The sequence below is a fragment of the Jejudonia soesokkakensis genome (assembly GCF_042664795.1).
Taxonomy (GTDB): Bacteria; Bacteroidota; Bacteroidia; order Flavobacteriales; family Flavobacteriaceae; genus Jejudonia; species Jejudonia soesokkakensis.
In genome coordinates, this window is sequence record NZ_JBHTBN010000004.1 from 251,106 (window position 1) to 269,119 (window position 18,014).

At 36.9% G+C, this 18,014-nt stretch carries 11 protein-coding genes; 10 read left to right on the forward strand and 1 reads right to left on the reverse strand.

Features of this window, described 5'->3' with window-relative positions; genetic code table 11:
• The first annotated feature begins 11 nt into the window (after nt 1-11).
• Nucleotides 12-1,838 carry a cytochrome c oxidase subunit I gene (locus ACFQO1_RS09635; RefSeq protein ID WP_380217824.1) on the forward strand — a complete coding sequence of 609 codons (1,827 nt, stop codon included), beginning with the start codon at nt 12-14 and terminating at the stop codon, nt 1,836-1,838.
• A 311-nt stretch (nt 1,839-2,149) separates the two neighbouring features.
• Here the strand turns inward: ACFQO1_RS09635 and ACFQO1_RS09640 are convergent, their stop codons facing one another.
• Complete coding sequence (locus tag ACFQO1_RS09640) at nt 2,150-2,662, reverse strand: peroxiredoxin-like family protein (RefSeq protein ID WP_380217825.1); 513 nt, start codon at nt 2,660-2,662, stop codon at nt 2,150-2,152.
• 131 nt (nt 2,663-2,793) lie between these two features.
• Here ACFQO1_RS09640 and ruvB point away from each other — a divergent pair, with 131 nt between their 5' ends.
• The 9 genes from ruvB to ACFQO1_RS09685 all read left to right on the forward strand — a co-directional run bounded on the left by ruvB (nt 2,794) and on the right by ACFQO1_RS09685 (nt 18,001).
• Nucleotides 2,794-3,816, forward strand: a complete 1,023-nt coding sequence (ruvB, locus tag ACFQO1_RS09645; RefSeq protein ID WP_380217826.1) for a Holliday junction branch migration DNA helicase RuvB — start codon at nt 2,794-2,796, stop codon at nt 3,814-3,816.
• 2 nt (nt 3,817-3,818) lie between these two features.
• The gene (locus ACFQO1_RS09650; RefSeq protein ID WP_380217827.1) at nt 3,819-5,153 is read left to right on the forward strand and encodes a cytochrome P450; all 1,335 of its coding nucleotides are present in this window, start codon (nt 3,819-3,821) and stop codon (nt 5,151-5,153) included.
• A 3-nt stretch (nt 5,154-5,156) separates the two neighbouring features.
• The gene (queG, locus tag ACFQO1_RS09655) at nt 5,157-6,083 is read left to right on the forward strand and encodes a tRNA epoxyqueuosine(34) reductase QueG (protein ID WP_380217829.1); all 927 of its coding nucleotides are present in this window, start codon (nt 5,157-5,159) and stop codon (nt 6,081-6,083) included.
• 55 nt (nt 6,084-6,138) lie between these two features.
• On the forward strand, nt 6,139-8,445 hold the full coding sequence (locus ACFQO1_RS09660; RefSeq protein ID WP_380217830.1) for an NADP-dependent malic enzyme: 2,307 nt from the start codon (nt 6,139-6,141) through the stop codon (nt 8,443-8,445).
• Nucleotides 8,446-8,530: 85 nt separating this feature from the next.
• Nucleotides 8,531-9,112, forward strand: a complete 582-nt coding sequence (ruvA, locus tag ACFQO1_RS09665) for a Holliday junction branch migration protein RuvA (protein ID WP_380217831.1) — start codon at nt 8,531-8,533, stop codon at nt 9,110-9,112.
• 3 nt (nt 9,113-9,115) lie between these two features.
• Complete coding sequence (sov, locus tag ACFQO1_RS09670) at nt 9,116-16,438, forward strand: T9SS outer membrane translocon Sov/SprA (RefSeq protein WP_465262159.1); 7,323 nt, start codon at nt 9,116-9,118, stop codon at nt 16,436-16,438.
• Nucleotides 16,439-16,465: 27 nt separating this feature from the next.
• Nucleotides 16,466-16,846, forward strand: a complete 381-nt coding sequence (gene gcvH / locus ACFQO1_RS09675) for a glycine cleavage system protein GcvH (protein WP_380217832.1) — start codon at nt 16,466-16,468, stop codon at nt 16,844-16,846.
• The gene (locus ACFQO1_RS09680; protein WP_380217833.1) at nt 16,812-17,195 is read left to right on the forward strand and encodes a VanZ family protein; all 384 of its coding nucleotides are present in this window, start codon (nt 16,812-16,814) and stop codon (nt 17,193-17,195) included. The genes gcvH and ACFQO1_RS09680 overlap by 35 nt, the downstream gene beginning before the upstream one ends.
• A gap of 80 nt (nt 17,196-17,275) precedes the next feature.
• Nucleotides 17,276-18,001, forward strand: a complete 726-nt coding sequence (locus tag ACFQO1_RS09685) for an energy transducer TonB (RefSeq protein ID WP_380217834.1) — start codon at nt 17,276-17,278, stop codon at nt 17,999-18,001.
• The last annotated feature ends 13 nt before the right edge of the window (nt 18,002-18,014 follow it).

Here is an 18,014-nt window from a genome sequence, read left to right on the forward strand (position 1 = left end):
TAATAAAAGATATGTCAGCACACGCAAACGACCACGTAGTAGATCATCACGATGATCATGGACATCATCATAAAGAGACATTTATAACTAAATATATATTTAGTACAGACCATAAAATGATCTCTAAGCAATACCTAATTACTGGATTGTTTATGGGTATCATTGGTATTGCAATGTCTATTCTTTTCAGAATGCAATTAGCATGGCCAGAAGAACCTTTCAAGATTTATGAAATCTTTTTAGGAAAATGGGCAGAAGGAGGTGTCATGGATCCTAATGTATATTTAGCATTGGTGACTATTCATGGTACGATCATGGTTTTCTTTGTATTAACTGCTGGGCTGAGTGGTACCTTTAGTAACTTATTGATTCCATTGCAAATTGGGGCACGCGATATGGCCTCTGGTTTTCTAAACATGGTATCCTACTGGTTGTTCTTTATTTCGAGTGTGATCATGGTAATGTCATTATTTGTTGAAGCTGGACCAGCGTCGGCAGGTTGGACAATCTATCCTCCATTAAGTGCATTGCCTCAAGCTATCCCAGGTTCTGGAGCGGGTATGACACTATGGTTAGTTTCGATGGCAATCTTTATTGCCTCCTCTTTATTGGGATCTCTAAACTATATTGTTACCGTAATTAATTTACGTACCAAAGGAATGTCTATGACAAGACTTCCATTGACCATTTGGGCATTTTTTGTAACTGCAATTATTGGTGTAGTATCGTTCCCGGTATTATTATCTGCAGCTTTAATGCTTATTATGGATAGAAGTTTTGGAACGTCATTTTTCCTTTCTGATATTTATATAGCTGGAGAAGTATTACATAACCAAGGAGGGTCACCAGTATTGTTTGAACATTTATTTTGGTTCTTAGGACACCCAGAAGTTTATATTGTATTACTACCTGCTTTAGGGATTACTTCAGAAATTATTGCTACGAATTCCCGGAAACCAATTTTCGGGTATCGTGCGATGGTTGCCTCTATTTTAGCAATTGCTTTCTTATCGACAATTGTATGGGGTCACCATATGTTTATTTCGGGAATGAATCCATTCTTAGGGTCAGTATTTACATTTACGACACTATTGATCGCAATTCCTTCTGCAGTAAAAGCATTTAATTATATTACAACCTTATGGAAGGGGAACTTACAGTTCAATCCTGCTATGCTGTTTTCAATTGCATTGGTTTCGACCTTTATAACAGGAGGTCTAACAGGAATTATCTTAGGAGATAGTGCCTTAGATATCAATGTTCATGATACCTATTTTGTCGTAGCTCACTTCCACTTGGTAATGGGTATATCTGCATTGTACGGTCTATTTGCAGGGGTATATCATTGGTTCCCAAAAATGTTTGAAGGCAGAATGCTAAACAAAAATTTAGGATATATCCATTTCTGGATTACAGCGGTGGGTGCTTACGGAGTTTTCTTCCCGATGCACTTTATTGGAATGGCAGGGCTTCCACGACGCTACTACACAAATACAGCATTCCCATATTTTGATGATCTGGCAGATTTAAATGTGGTGATTACAATCTTTGCCATTATTACGGCGGCTGCGCAGTTAGTATTCCTCTATAACTTTATTTATTCTATGTTCTACGGAAAGAAAGGACCTAAAAACCCATGGAAATCGAATACATTAGAGTGGACAGCAGAAGTTAAGCATATCCACGGAAACTGGGATGGTCCAATTCCGCATGTATACCGCTGGTCTTATGACTATAGTAAACTGAATAAAGACGAAAGTGATTATGTAATACCTGGACAGGATTTTATTCCACAACATATTCCGTTACAGGATAACGAAGAAGAAATGAATCATTAAAATTTAGTACTGAAATAATAAAATCCCTTCTGAAGTAATTCAGAAGGGATTTTTCTTTAAATATACCCAGTATGGGGTATTGTTTCTGTTTAGGATCAATTCTATTTTTGAAATGTAATTTAGAACTAACTAAATTTTTTTTCAGTGTTTTATTTAAACCGTGCTTTGAGGAGGGCACGGTTTTTATAAAAATACGTATTTATACGTATTTCAAAAGATGAGTATGTAGTATACATTTACATCTCATAATAGTAAATAACCAATTGGGGAGTTGGTTATTGAAACCAAGCCATACTTTTGTATGGCTTTTTTTAGTGACCTCCTCGAGCTGGGTATTCTTTTTCTAGTATAAAATCAATTGCATTTAGCAAATCATCAAATTGTGGTCTGGCAAAAGGCATGGTTTGTATGGAAGCCGAATATAAAGTACCGTCTGTGCGAACTAAAAATAGGCCTGGCTCACTAAAAACATCTGGTTCAGCATCACTAATTGCTTTTGAGATATATAATCCCCATTCTCTCGCAGAAGCTTCCGATAAATTATATCCTAGAGGAATGCTTTCTATGTCCCATTTTTCAGAAGTAATTTTTGCTCTTTTTTCAGTATCCATACTTATAGCGATAAGATTCACTCCTTTAGCACTAAAATCTTTTAAATACCCTTTAAGATCTTCCAATTGATCCTTACATTTTGGACAATGTAATCCTCGGTAGAATAGTACTAATGTAAAATTTTTTGGATCTTGTTTTTCTAAAACCCATTTAGTACCATTAATTAAATCTACTTCTAAGCTGGGTGTTTTCTTTTTTGGTAAAATCATCATATTTGTTTTGTTTCTAAGATACCAACTTGTAGTTTTAATGGTTCACAATAGAGTATTAAAACTTGTTAAACTATCTTTAATAAGATTTTAGTCTCGGGTTTTAAAAGCGATACACTTCGTATATTTGTGTTATGAATGAACATCTCAATCCTTCCGAAGAAAATTTAAGTCCGCAGGAAATTGAAATTGAAAAAAAATTAAGACCCTTAAGTTTTAACGATTTTACGGGTCAGGACCAAGCGCTTGAAAATCTTCAGATTTTTGTTCAGGCGGCAAATGGTAGAGATGAAGCATTAGATCACACCTTATTCCACGGCCCACCGGGATTGGGAAAAACAACGCTGGCACATATTCTTGCCAATGAACTTAGCGTAGGTATTAAGGTTACCTCTGGCCCCGTATTGGATAAACCGGGAGATTTGGCAGGTTTATTAACAAATCTTGAAGAGCGGGATGTGTTATTTATTGATGAAATTCATCGGTTGAGCCCCATAGTAGAAGAGTATCTCTATTCGGCAATGGAGGATTATAAAATTGATATCATGATAGAATCCGGACCTAATGCACGTTCGGTTCAAATACATTTAGCTCCCTTTACATTGGTGGGAGCAACAACACGGTCTGGATTATTAACGGCCCCTATGCGAGCTCGTTTTGGGATTTCTTCCAGACTACAATATTATTCCACAGAGTTGTTAACGACCATCGTAGAGCGAAGTGCCGGAATTTTAGAAGTTCCAATAACCATGGAAGCAGCTATTGAAATTGCAGGGCGTAGTAGAGGAACTCCTCGTATTGCAAATGCTCTATTACGACGTGTTCGGGATTTTGCACAGATTAAAGGAAATGGAACGATTGATATTAAAATCGCCAAGTTTGCTCTAAAAGCATTGAATGTAGATGCTCATGGTCTGGACGAAATGGATAATAAAATTTTAACTACGATTATTGAAAAATTTAAAGGTGGTCCTGTAGGGATTACAACGATTGCTACAGCTGTTTCTGAAAGTCCTGAAACTATCGAAGAAGTATATGAGCCTTTTTTAATCCAACAAGGATTTATCATGCGTACTCCACGAGGTCGAGAAGTAACTGAAGCTGCCTACAAACATTTGGGTAAACTGAAAGGACCTACTCAGGGAGGATTATTTTAACTATGGACAATCAAAAAATCCCAAAAGTTTCTATTTTTAAATTTTTAGGACACGCGCGCAATATTCTTAAAAACCCTCTGCCGTTTCATCACCGTAATTTTTCAGAAAAGGGAGATACTTTCAGATTGCAGTTGGGTATAAGAACTTCGGTTATTTTTTCAAGGGACGCTGGATTTCTACAATATGTGCTTCAGAAAAACCAAAAAAACTATACAAAATCAACCATTCAAACAGTAGACCTTGCAAAATATGTAGGACGCGGATTATTAACTGCAGAGGGGTCACATTGGCAGAAACAACGCAAGATGATTCAGCCCGCATTTCATAAAAAGCAACTTGTAAATCTGCTAGAAGCCATGCAGAATGCCATAGATGTGGAAATAGCAAAGATAGAAACTCATAAAGCCATAGATATCTTTCCTATATTTAATGATCTCGCTTTTCAAACTGTTGCAAAAGCTTTGTTTAGTGGAGGAGTTACGGCATCAGAAACGAATAGGCTTCAATACATTACTGAAACCGCTCAAAAAATGCTGGTAAAAGAGCTTAGGCAACCTTTTAAAATATGGTGGTTTAAGTTGAGCGGAAAGATCAAAAAGCATATGGATTTGGTGGATGAAGCCCGTGCTATCTTAAAGCAACTGGTCACTAGAAGAATAGAATCTGGAAAGCGGGAAGACGATTTGTTAGATATGTTGTTGGACGCTCGCTATGAAGATGGAACTGCGATGTCTGAAAAGCAATTGCTCGACGAAATCTTGATTCTATTTACCGCAGGGCATGAAACGACCTCAAACGCACTTACTTTTACGGCCGAATTGCTGGCGCGTCATCCGGAGATTCAAGATAAAGTTTTTCAGGAAGTTTTTGAAGCACAACCTATAAAAGAAGATTTAATGTCCTTTTTAAAAGTGTGTCCCTACACAAAACAAGTCATTGAAGAGTCCATGCGTCTGTATCCGCCAGCCTATTTTATTGATCGTGTAAATCATGAAGCAGATTCTTTTAATGAGATGGAGATAGAAAAAGGGGCGACTTTATTATTTTCTTTACATGAGATACACCGAGATCCCCGCTTTTGGAATGAACCTGATACTTTTGATCCAGGTAGGTTTGCAGCTAGTAACGGTTTAAAATATTCAGAGTATTATTACCCCTTTGGAGCAGGGCCACGCATGTGTATAGGTAATAATTTTGCGATGTATGAAATGGTGTTAGCTATTGCATCACTCATTTTTAAATTCAAGATTGAAGAGAAAAAGTCACCCATTAACATCACGCCGCTTATTACGATGAAACCAAAAGATGCTATTTTGAGATTCGAAATGCGATCTTAGGAAATGAACAACCAATCAAAAAATACTGTACTTATTAAAACCGAAGCAAAACGACTGGGTTTTATGTCTTGTGGTATTAGCAAAGCGGGTTTTCTGGAAGAAGAGGCGCCACGACTTGAAAATTGGCTTAATCAGAACATGCAGGGTGAGATGGGGTATATGCAAAACCATTTTGATAAACGCCTGGATCCTACAAAGCTTGTAGAAGATTCCAAAAGTGTGATTTCTTTATTACTGAATTATTTCCCTGCTGAAACTCAGAATGAAAAATCCTATAAAATTTCTAAATATGCCTACGGAACGGATTATCATTTTGTAATCAAAGATAAACTGAAGCAACTTCTTACTTTTATACAAACTGAAATTGGAGAGGTACATGGACGAGCTTTTGTAGATTCTGCGCCAGTACTTGATAAGGCTTGGGCTGTAAAAAGCGGATTGGGCTGGATGGGAAAACATTCTAATGTTTTAACGAAGCAGGTAGGTTCTTTCTATTTTATAGCCGAATTGATTGTGGATTTGGAACTGGAATATGATATGCCAGTTACAGATCACTGCGGAAGCTGTACTGCATGCATTGATGCGTGTCCAACACAGGCGATCGTAGCTCCTTATGTAGTCGATGGAAGTAAATGTATTTCTTATCTCACCATAGAATTGAAGAATTCGATCCCTTCAGGTTTTTCGGGAATGATGGATGATTGGATATTTGGTTGTGATGTCTGCCAAGATGTGTGTCCCTGGAATCGATTTAGTGAATCACATAAAGAACCTTTGTTTCAGCCTAACCCAAAATTACTTTCGATGTCAAAGAAAGAGTGGGAAGAAGTTTCCGAAGAGGTGTTTCAGGAACTCTTTAAAAAAAGCGCTGTAAAACGTACAAAATATTCAGGATTAAAAAGAAATATTGAGTTTATAAAAGGGAAATAACTTTTCTTTATCGCCATATCTCCCTTACATTTGTTAGTTAGAATACAAATAGATTATGAGTAAGCAAAGTAAACGTCGCGAAGCACTTTTGTACCACGCAAAGCCAAAACCTGGAAAGATTCAGGTAGTACCAACAAAAAAATATGCAACCCAGCGAGATCTATCGTTAGCCTATTCACCAGGTGTTGCAGAGCCTTGTTTAGAAATAGAGAAAAATAAGGAAAATGTTTATAAATATACCGCAAAAGGAAATTTGGTTGCTGTAATTTCTAACGGTACGGCAGTGTTAGGTTTAGGAAATATTGGTCCTGAAGCTTCTAAACCCGTAATGGAGGGTAAAGGGTTGTTATTTAAGATCTTTGCAGATATTGACGTTTTTGACATTGAAGTGGATACCGAAAATATCGATGCATTTGTTGAAACGGTAAAAAACATAGCGCCAACATTTGGTGGAATCAATCTAGAAGACATCAAGGCTCCCGAAGCTTTTGAGATAGAACGAAGACTCAAAGAAGAGCTCGATATTCCTGTAATGCATGACGATCAGCACGGCACAGCAATTATTTCGGCAGCAGCTTTATTAAATGCACTTGAACTTGCTAAAAAGAAAATTGGAAAAGTAAAAATTGTTATTAGCGGCGCTGGTGCAGCGGCAGTTTCCTGCACAAAATTATACAAGGCGTTTGGTGCCAAGGCAGAGAATATTGTCATGCTTGACAGTAAGGGAGTGATTAGAAAAGACAGAGAAGGGCTTACCGAAGAAAAGGCTGAGTTCGCTACAGCTCGAAAAATTGACACGTTAGACCAAGCAATGAAAGATGCCGATGTGTTTGTAGGTCTTTCTATTGCAGATATTGTAACGCCTAAGATGTTGAAATCAATGGCAAAGAAACCAATTGTATTTGCGATGGCAAATCCGGATCCCGAAATTGAATATGAGCTGGCTTGTGCTACCCGTGACGATATTATAATGGCGACGGGAAGAAGCGATCACCCGAATCAGGTGAACAATGTGTTAGGGTTTCCGTTTATCTTTAGAGGAGCACTAGACGTTCGTGCTACAAAAATTAATGAGGCTATGAAAATGGCTGCAGTTAAAGCTTTGGCAGATCTGGCAAAAGAACCTGTTCCAGAACAGGTTAATATTGCGTATGGGGAAACTCGTCTTAATTTTGGGAAAGACTACATCATTCCGAAGCCTTTTGATCCAAGGCTTATCGCAACTGTTCCTCCAGCAGTAGCAAAAGCGGCAATGGAAAGTGGTGTAGCTACGGCACCTATTACAGATTGGGAAGGATACAAAGATGCGCTTTATGAGCGTATGGGAAGTGACAACAAGATCATTCGATTATTGCTAAACAGAGCGAAGACAAATCCTAAGCGAATCGTATTTGCAGAAGCTGATCAGTTAGACGTTTTAAAAGCGGCGCAAATTGTTCACGAAGAAGGTATTGGAATTCCTGTATTGCTAGGTCGAAAGGAAATCATTCTTGAATTAATGGAGCAGCTGGATTATGATGCCGAGGTTGAAATTATTGACCCGAAAAGTGATGAGCAAAAAGACAAATTGAATCACTATGCAGAAATGTACTGGAAAAACCGAAGACGTAGTGGTATTACACTCTACGACGCCCAAGGGATGATGCGTTTGCGAAACTATTATGCCAGTATGATGCTGGTAGAAGGAGATGTAGATTGTATGATTTCTGGATATTCAAGATCCTATCCATCGGTAGTACGACCTGTGTTAGAAACTATAGGAACTTTTGAAGGTGTTAGTAAAGTGGCTACTACCAATTTAATGTTAACAAAACGAGGACCTTTATTCCTGTCGGATACCTCTATTAATATAGATCCTACGGCCAAGGAGTTAGCGAAGATTGCCCAGATGACCAACTATACGATGAAGATGTTTGGTATGGAGCCAGTAATTGCGATGATTTCGTATGCAAACTTTGGTTCTTCAAAAGATCCTCATGCTTCTAAAGTACGTGATGCAGTAAGTATATTGCATAAGGCGGTACCAGATATGCACGTAGATGGTGAACTTCAAACAGACTTTGCATTAAATCCTGAAATGCTTCAGAAAAAATTTCCTTTTTCAAAACTGGCAGGTAAAAAAGTAAACGCATTGATATTTCCCAACCTGGATTCAGCAAACAGCAATTATAAGCTATTAAAAGAGCTAAATAATGTAGAATCAATTGGTCCAATCATGTTAGGAATGCGTAAGCCTGTGCATATTCTTCAGTTGGGGGCGAGTGTTGAAGAAATAGTTCATATGGCAGCCGTTGCTGTGGTAGATGCACAACAAAAAGAGAAGCGTGCAAAAGAAGCTGCAAAGCAAACAAAAAGCAGATAGAAAGTAGAAATTTTTTCATATTTCTAAGCGTGCCAGATGAAAATAATTATACTATATTTGGGGGCATTAAGTTTTTATTAACAGTATGATTACCCACATACAGGGAAGATTAATTGAAAAGAACCCGACCGATGTTGTAATAGACTGTAATGGTGTGGGTTATTTTATAAATATATCATTACATACATTTTCGCAGCTCCCCACATCTGAAAATGTAAAACTCCTCACTCATCTATTAGTTAGAGAAGATTCGCATACATTGTATGGTTTTTCTACTTCTATGGAGCGAGAGATATTTAGATTGTTGCTTTCTGTATCTGGAATAGGGGCAAGTACGGCCAGAACCATGCTTTCTTCTTTGTCTCCAGAACAAGTTAGCGCTGCTATCGCTGGAAACGATACAGCTACCATACAATCTATTAAGGGTATAGGGTCTAAAACGGCACAACGTGTCATTATAGATTTGAAGGATAAAATCTTAAAAGTATACGGATTAGAAGAGGTTTCTTCGGTTTCGAGCAATACGAACAAAAATGAAGCGTTATCTGCTTTGGAGACCTTAGGCTTTGCTCGTAAACAAGCCGAAAAGGTATGTGATAAAATTGTGAGAGAAGATCCTAATGCGAGTGTGGAGATGATTATAAAACAAGCTTTAAAAAATTTGTAACAATTGGGCGCAAAAAATTACGATTTCAAAAATAGCTTTTACAAGCTCTTATTAATTTTTAGTTTTATCATAGGTGGAATGTCTTTTGCGCAGGCACAGGACTCAACGGCGACAGGTTCTTCTTTAGGGAGAATGGATTTGCCTACGCCTCCAAGTATCCAGAATTTATACACCTACGACCCTATTACAGATCGGTATATTTACACGAAAACGCTCGGTAATTTTACAATATCTTATCCGTTAATTTTAACTCCAGAAGAGTACCGTGATTTGATCTTAAAAGAACAGATGAAGCAGTACTTCAAGGATAAGATTGATGCTGCCGACGGAAGAAAAGAAGGGTCTGAAGAAAAACAGAAAAACTTACTTCCAACCTTTTACGTCAACTCGAATTTTTTTGAATCTATTTTCGGTGGAAACACCATCGAAGTGATACCACAAGGAACGGTAGAAATGGATCTTGGATTGTTGTATACAAAACAGGATAATCCTTCATTTTCTCCCCGAAACAGAAGTAACTTATCTTTTGATTTTGATCAGCGAATTAGTTTAAGTTTGCTTGGAAGAATTGGAGAGCGGCTTCAGATTAACGCAAATTACGACACTCAATCTACTTTCGATTTTCAGAACCAGATAAAATTAGAATACACACCAACTGAAGATGATATCATTCAGAAGATAGAAGTAGGTAATGTGAGCATGCCTCTCAATAGTTCACTAATTCAAGGGGCACAGAGTTTGTTTGGTGTTAAAACACAGCTTCAGTTTGGAAATACGACTGTTACTGGAGTCTTTTCAGAACAAAAATCTGAAACAAGAACCGTAGTCGCCGAAGGGGGAGCAACTGTGACCGATTATGAACTATTTGCTTCAGAATATGACGAAAATAGACACTTCTTTTTAGCGCATTACTTTAGAGACAATTACGATAGATTTTTAGCACAATATCCATTTATCGCTTCTAATGTTCAAATTACCAGAGCAGAAGTTTGGATTACCAATAGGACTAACCGAACAGACAACGTAAGAAATATTGTGGCATTACAAGATATTGGAGAATCAAACCCAGAGAATGTGGGACTTGATGTTATTCCTGGAGGTTTTATCAACAGACCTGCTGGTGCTTTTCCAGATAATGGAAATAACGATTTTAACCCATTTGGAATTAATGGCTCGGCTCCAACATTACTTAATGAAAATATAAGAGATGTTGCCTCTGTAGAACAAGGTTTTGGAGGAACACAAGTGAATGAAGGGTTGGATTATGTAACATTAGAAAATGCAAGACAATTACTGCCAAACGAATATACACTTGATACGCAGTTAGGATATATTTCCCTAAATCAACGATTAAGTAATGATGAAATTTTAGCAGTCGCATTTCAATTTACCGTAGGTGGCCAAGTATATCAGGTTGGTGAATTTGCCAATGACGGTGTAGATGCTTCAGGAGGAAATATCCCAGATCCTAATAATCCTAATGACCCTCCCATTGAAGGCATAGCTCAAAACCTTGTGGTAAAAATGCTGAAAAGCAATATCACCAATGTAAATGAGCCAGTTTGGGACTTAATGATGAAAAACATTTATCCTCTAGGAGCTTTTCAATTAGAGCAAGAAGATTTCAGATTAAATATTTTATATACCAACCCATCTCCTATCAATTATATTACAGCAGCACCAGGCTCTCCAGCGTTTCCTGCTGTGCCGTTGCCTGAAGATGTAGATAATACTATTTTATTGAATGTTTTTAATCTGGACCGACTTAATTTTAATGGAGATCCTCAAAGTGGAGGCGATGGATTTTTTGATTTCTTGCCAGGTATTACAGTAGATACACAAAACGGGCGTATTATATTTACCTCTGTAGAACCGTTTGGAGAGTATTTATTTGATAAACTTGATAACGATGGCCCAGCTGGGGGTCAGATTTATGAAATTCCTTCCACTTATAACGCGAATCAGAATCAGTATGTATTCCGTCAGCTGTATACGACCACTAAAATACAAGCGGAGCAAGAGGCCAGTGATAAAAATAAATTTCAGCTAAAAGGATCTTATAAATCTACTGGAGCAGATGGAATTGCTATTGGAGCCTTTAATATTCCGCAGGGATCGGTAACCGTAACAGCTGGAGGTAGAACATTGACTGAAGGAGTTGATTATACAGTAAATTACCAACTGGGACGAGTGCAGATCTTAGATCCGGCATTATTAAACTCGAATACCCCTATAAATATATCTACTGAAAACAATACCTTATTCGGTCAGCAGACAAAACGTTTTAGCGGGTTGAATGTAGAACATAAATTTAGTGATAAATTTCAAGTTGGCGCCACTTATTTAAATCTGAATGAACGGCCACTAACACAAAAATCTTCATACAATGTAGAGCCTATTAATAATACCATATTTGGTTTTAATGCTAATTACTCTACCGAAGTTCCTTTCTTGACACGCTTGGTAAATAAGTTACCTAATATTGATACCGATGTAGAGTCAAATGTTGCCCTAAGGGGTGAGTTTGCTTATTTAATGCCAGGTGCGCCAAAAGTGGCAGATTTTGATGGTAAAACAACGGTCTATGTGGATGATTTTGAAGCTTCTCAAACCGAACTTGATATCAAAGCGCCTTTAAACTGGTTTTTGTCAAGTACGCCAATTGGTTTTGGTGGAGAAGTCGCAAACAACAATTTAGCGTATAACTATAATCGTGCAAAACTTGCTTGGTATACTATTGATCCAATTTTTTATAGTAGCCAGCGACCTGCAGGAATAAATGATGAAGATTTATCATCTCCTTTTACGAGACGTGTATTTAGAGATGAAATTTTCCCTAATCAGGATATCATTCAAGGACAAACACAGGCTTTATTTACGTTAGACCTTGGTTATTATCCAAGTACACGTGGAGAATATAACTTTAACCCAGAAGCAGCTGGAACCAATACTCTTCCTAATCCGGCGAGTCGATTTGGTGGAATTTCAAGGCAATTGACCACTACAGATTTTGAAAGAGCGAATGTAGAATACATTACGTTCTGGTTAATGGATCCATTTATTTATGATGAAAATGTTGGAAATACAGGAGGAACCATCAACTTTAACCTAGGAAATATTTCCGAAGATATTTTAAAAGATGGAAGGAAACAGTATGAAAATGGACTTCCAGAGGATGGGTCAGATACCAATACCCTTCCTACCTCTTGGGGTAAAGTGCCAACTCAGCAATCATTAGTATATACATTTGATACAGAAGGGCAACAACGTACTAATCAGGATATTGGATACGATGGACTTACCGACGCAGAAGAAGCAGCTAATTATAGTGATTTTGCAGGTTTGGCAGATCCCGCACTCGATAACTATCAATATTTTTTACAGGCCGAAGGAGATATTCTTCAGCGATATACTTTTTATAATGGTACTCAGGGGAACTCTCCGGTAGAAGTAACAGATACGAATAGAGGTTCAACCCCACAACCAGATGTAGAAGATATTAACCGTGATAATACTATGAACACGGTAAATAGTTATTTTGAATACAATGTTGATATTTATCCTGGGATGGATATTTCCAACAATGAATTTATCACCGATGTCAAGGAATTAAATGTTACGCTTCAAAATAATTCTTCTATACCTGTAAGATGGGTGCAGTTTAAAGTGCCAATTGGAGAGCCAGATCAGGCAGTAAATGGTATTTCAGACTTTAGATCAATACGTTTTATGCGTATGTATCTATCACAGTTTGCTCAAAATACCATCTTGCGTTTTGGAACTTTGGAGTTAGTAAGAGGTGATTACCGAAGATATACTCAAACTCTTGATGTAACCGGAGAAGATCCAGATCTGGATGATACAGTCTTTGAAGTGGAAGCAGTTAATATTGAGGAGAATGAGAATCGGGAACCTATTCCTTATGTGCTTCCTCCGGGAGTAATTAGAGAGGAACTCAATAATAACAACAATCTCATTCGTCAAAACGAACAGTCTTTAGCTTTACGTTTATGTGGTCTAGAGCCTGGTGACGGTCGTTCGGTATATAAGAATTTTAATGTTGACATGCGTCAGTATAAAAATCTGGAAATGTTTGTCCATGCTGAATCGATAACGAATGAAGTACCACTTTCTGACGGTGAAATGGTTGCATTTATGCGTTTAGGAAATGATTTGGATCAAAATTACTACGAAATACAGTTGCCTTTAAATCCGACGACTTTTGGAGCTACTTCTGCTGAAGAGATCTGGCCTATTGAAAATAGATTTAATGTGCCTTTGAGTTTGCTTCAGGAGGTTAAAACGAGAGTTTTAGGTGGTGCTGGAGGAATCCCAACTGATGTTGTGTTTTTTGATCAATCTGAATTGGAAGATTTCTCAGGTTCAGAAAATGAATTACGCATTGGTATCAAAGGAAACCCAAGTTTTGGAACCGTTCGAAATATCATGGTTGGGGTTAGAAACGCTTCTGGTGATAATATTTGTGGTGAAGTTTGGTTCAATGAGTTACGTCTTTCAGAATTAAATAATGAAGGAGGCTGGGCAGCTGTTGCAAGTCTTGATGCTAATCTTGCAGATTTTGCAACCGTAAGTGCTACAGCAGGAAAAAGTACGATTGGATTTGGTTCTCTTGAACAAGGTCCAAATGAAAGAAGTCAGGAAGATGCTGAAAGTTATGATGTAATCACAAATATTAATTTAGGGCAATTATTACCTCAGAAATGGGGCGTTCAATTACCCTTTAGTTATGGTCGTGGAGAAGAGTTAATTACACCTCAATACGATCCTGAATTTCAAGATATAGAATTGCAAACGCGACTTGATAATAGTGAAAGCGCAGAAGAAAGAGACAGAATTGAAGAACAATCTGTAGATTATACAAAAAGACAAAGTGTCAACTTTATAGGGGTTCGTAAGAATAGAACAGGGGATGCAAAACCAAAAATTTATGACGTTGAAAACCTCACACTTTCTTATTCTTACAATCAAATAGATCATCACGATTTTGAGATTGAAGAGTCCTTAGATCAAAATGTAAATGTTGGGGCAACGTATAACTATAATTTTGAACAGAAATCTTACGAGCCATTTAAGAAAAACGATTCGTTGTTTACTGGGAAGTATTGGCAGTTTTTAAAGGATCTAAATTTTAATTATTTACCAACAAATATTGCGGTAAGTTCAAATATTGTAAGACAATACAATGAGCAAAAATTCAGGGAGTTAAATAGACCTGATGGATTTATTCCTGCTCCATTGTTGTACCAACGTAACTTCCTTTTTGACTGGCAGTACACTTTGAATTATAATTTGACAAAATCACTGAGATTTAATTTTAACTCAGCGAATAACCGTATAGTCAATAATTATATTACGCCTGTTGAGCAGCCTGATGGGAGTATTTCTTATGAAACAGATGATAGTATTGGAATTTGGGATGGTTTCTTTGATGTAGGAGATCCAAATCAGCATTTTCAATCGCTTCAGGTAAATTATGATTTACCATTTAATAAATTTCCATTTTTAAAATGGATTAGGGGAACCTATTCTTACACAGGAGATTTTCAATGGCAGGATGGAAGTGATTTATTCAACAATATCCCAATTACGTTACAAGATGGAACGACAGAATTTTATGATTTAGGAAATTCTGTTCAGAATGCTAGTACACATCGTGTTAATTCGAGTCTTGATATGGGCGCTCTTTACAAGTATTTAGGAATTACTAAAATTAAGAAGCCAAGAGCTAACACGAATACAGAAGGAGCAAATCAAGATACCAATTCTAAAGGCGGTAATAGTAATACAGGAGGTAAAGGAGGTAAAGGTGGTATCGCAGGAACTTTGGATAAAGGAGGAGCTACTCAATTAGGGGGAAAAGATGGTGATACAACTAATAATAATAGAGGAGGTCGTTCTGGTGAAACCACAGGAAATAGAAATGATGCCGCTAGTTCAAACTCGTTAGGAGCGGGAGCACAAGCAGCAAATTTATTTATAGGCTTGGCAACATCTTTAAAGAAAATTCAGGTGAATTATCAAGAAACCAATGGTATATTCTTGCCTGGGTACACTCCATCTGTAGGTTTTGCAGGTACGCTTGAGCCTACTCTGGGCTTCACTTTAGGGAGTCAGCGTGAAATAAGAGAGCTTGCGGCACGTAAAGGTTGGTTGACTATTTACCCTGAATTCAATGAGCAATATACAGAGAATGAAAGTAGACAATTAGATGTTCAGGCAAATTTAGAGCCTATTCAAGATTTAAAAATAGATCTTAATGCCAGCAGGATTTATTCTGAAAACTATGCAGAAAACTATATAGTTATCGATGATAGGTATCGTTCTTTAACACCTAGAACATCTGGGAACTTTAATATTTCAACTTTGCTGATAGCAACAGCTTTTAGTCAAAGCAATGAAATGACTTCTGCTGCATTCGACGATTTTAGAGCTAATAGAATTGTAATTGCAGATCGTCTTGCTGAAGATTTTTATGGAAACTCAAATTATCCACGTGATGAAGATGGTTTTCCAGTAGGTTTTGGAAAAACCAGTCAGAATGTACTATTACCAGCATTTATAGCCGCATATAAAGGAACAGATGCTGCTTCAGAGAAAAAAGGCTTTTTGAGAGATGTACCCCTGCCAAACTGGGATATTAAGTATACAGGTTTGATGAAGTTGCCTTGGTTTAAAAAGAACTTTAAACGATTTTCATTACAGCATGGATATAGGGCTGGTTATACTGTGAATCAGTTTCAGAATAACTTAGACTTTAACGAACAAGATCCAACAGAGACAAATCAGGCTGGTGATTTTAAGAGTAGAACACTTTTAACCAATGTCAACTTAACTGAACAATTTTCTCCGTTATTAAAGGTAGATTTTGAAATGAACAATTCTGTAAAGATTTTGGCAGAAATAAGAAAAGACAGAGCATTGTCGCTAAGTTTTGCAAATAATCTACTAACCGAAATAAAAGGAGATGAAATTATTTTAGGACTTGGATATAGAATTAAAGATCTTAAAATAGGCACTAATTTTGGGGGAAAGAAAAGTATTATTACGAGTGATCTCAACTTTAAAATGGATCTTTCAAGAAGAGATAATAAGACCGTGATACGGTATTTGGATATAGAAAATAATCAAACAACGGCAGGACAGACCATTTATGGAATACAGTTTCAGATGGATTATGCATTAAGTAAAAACTTAACAGCTCTGTTCTACTATGACCATTCATTTTCCCAATATGCTATCTCAACAGCGTTTCCGCAGACAACTATTCGAAGCGGATTTACATTGCGATATAACTTCGGAAACTAATCAACAAATAACAAACAAAATACTATTATGAGCGTACCTGCTAATTTAAAATATACAAAAGACCACGAGTGGGTTAATATTGAAGGAGATGTTGCCACTGTAGGAATTACAGATTTTGCCCAAGGTGAATTGGGGGACATCGTTTATGTAGAAGTAGAAACTGTGGATGAAACTTTAGAAAAAGATGAAGTTTTTGGAACGGTAGAAGCTGTTAAAACAGTTTCAGACTTATTTTTACCTCTTTCTGGGGAGATTATAGCGTTTAATGATTCGTTAGAATCTGAACCAGAGAAAGTCAATTCAGATCCTTATGGTGATGGATGGATGATAAAAATTAAAATTACCAACCCAGACGAGATTAATGAATTGTTAGATGACCAAGCCTATAAAGAAATTATTGGCGCCTAAAACGCTACTTTTAATAGGAGTAGGCTATACAATTCTTATCACAATAGCTTTTTTATTTCCAAAGGTGACACTACCTAATACAGAAAATGTATCTATTGATAAATGGATACATTTTTTTATACACCTTATTTTAATTTTGCTTTGGCTCTCTGTGTACTTTTCATTTTACAAACACAAAAATGTTTTAAGAAGTGTTGGTTTGGTCTTCGTGTTATGCCTAGGTTATGGCATAATTATTGAAGTTTTACAAGAAGTTTTAACCCAAAACAGAACTGCAGATTATTATGATATCTTGGCAAATGTGGGTGGGTCGATTCTTGGAACGCTTTTTTTTATAAAGACTAGATGAAAATTGTTTTTATAAAATCAATTTTCGTTTTATATTGAAAAAGAAATTCTCTATTTTTACAATCATATAAAATAATTATTATGGAACCGAAAAAAAATCCTAAAGCAGATCTTAGTCACAGACTATTGATTTTCTTTCAGTTAGGAATGGCGCTAATGCTTTTAATCGCATGGCAAGCCATTGAGTATAAAACATACGACAAGAGTGATCTTGATGCAGGGCTGGTAGATACAGGAGATGATTTAGAAGAAGAAGTACCAATTACCCAGCAATTAACACCTCCACCACCTCCACCGCCTCCACCGCCAGCTCCCGAAGTGATTGAAGTTGTGGAAGATGAAGAAGAAGTTGAGGAAACTATTATCGAGTCTACAGAAACAAGTCAAGAAGAAGAGATTGTTGAGATAGAAGAGATTCAGGAAGTTGAAGTGGAAGAGGAAATAGCAGATGTTCCTTTTGCAGTAATTGAGAACGTTCCAGTTTATCCAGGATGTGAAAATCAAAGTGGTAATGCTGCGAAGAAAAAATGTATGTCAGATAAAATTCAAGCTTTTGTTCAGAAAAAGTTTGATACAGATTTAGCAAATGATTTAGGATTAGATGGGAGACAGCGAATTTCAGTTATTTTCAAAATTGATAGGACTGGAAATATTACAAATGTCCAAGCTCGTGCGCCACACCCTAGATTAGAGAAAGAAGCAAAAGACGTTATTAATTCACTTCCAAAAATGACACCTGGAAAACAACGTGGAAAACCCGTAGGAGTTCTATATAACCTACCAATTCTTTTTCAAGTTGAAAATTAATTTCATATAAATA

Coding starts and splice junctions, on each gene's coding strand:
- ACFQO1_RS09635 (WP_380217824.1), top strand. CDS start 12: ATGTCAGCACACGCAAACGACCACGTAGTAGATCATCACGATGATCAT.
- ACFQO1_RS09640 (WP_380217825.1), bottom strand. CDS start 2,662: ATGATGATTTTACCAAAAAAGAAAACACCCAGCTTAGAAGTAGATTTA.
- ruvB (WP_380217826.1), top strand. CDS start 2,794: ATGAATGAACATCTCAATCCTTCCGAAGAAAATTTAAGTCCGCAGGAA.
- ACFQO1_RS09650 (WP_380217827.1), top strand. CDS start 3,819: ATGGACAATCAAAAAATCCCAAAAGTTTCTATTTTTAAATTTTTAGGA.
- queG (WP_380217829.1), top strand. CDS start 5,157: ATGAACAACCAATCAAAAAATACTGTACTTATTAAAACCGAAGCAAAA.
- ACFQO1_RS09660 (WP_380217830.1), top strand. CDS start 6,139: ATGAGTAAGCAAAGTAAACGTCGCGAAGCACTTTTGTACCACGCAAAG.
- ruvA (WP_380217831.1), top strand. CDS start 8,531: ATGATTACCCACATACAGGGAAGATTAATTGAAAAGAACCCGACCGAT.
- gcvH (WP_380217832.1), top strand. CDS start 16,466: ATGAGCGTACCTGCTAATTTAAAATATACAAAAGACCACGAGTGGGTT.
- ACFQO1_RS09680 (WP_380217833.1), top strand. CDS start 16,812: ATGACCAAGCCTATAAAGAAATTATTGGCGCCTAAAACGCTACTTTTA.
- ACFQO1_RS09685 (WP_380217834.1), top strand. CDS start 17,276: ATGGAACCGAAAAAAAATCCTAAAGCAGATCTTAGTCACAGACTATTG.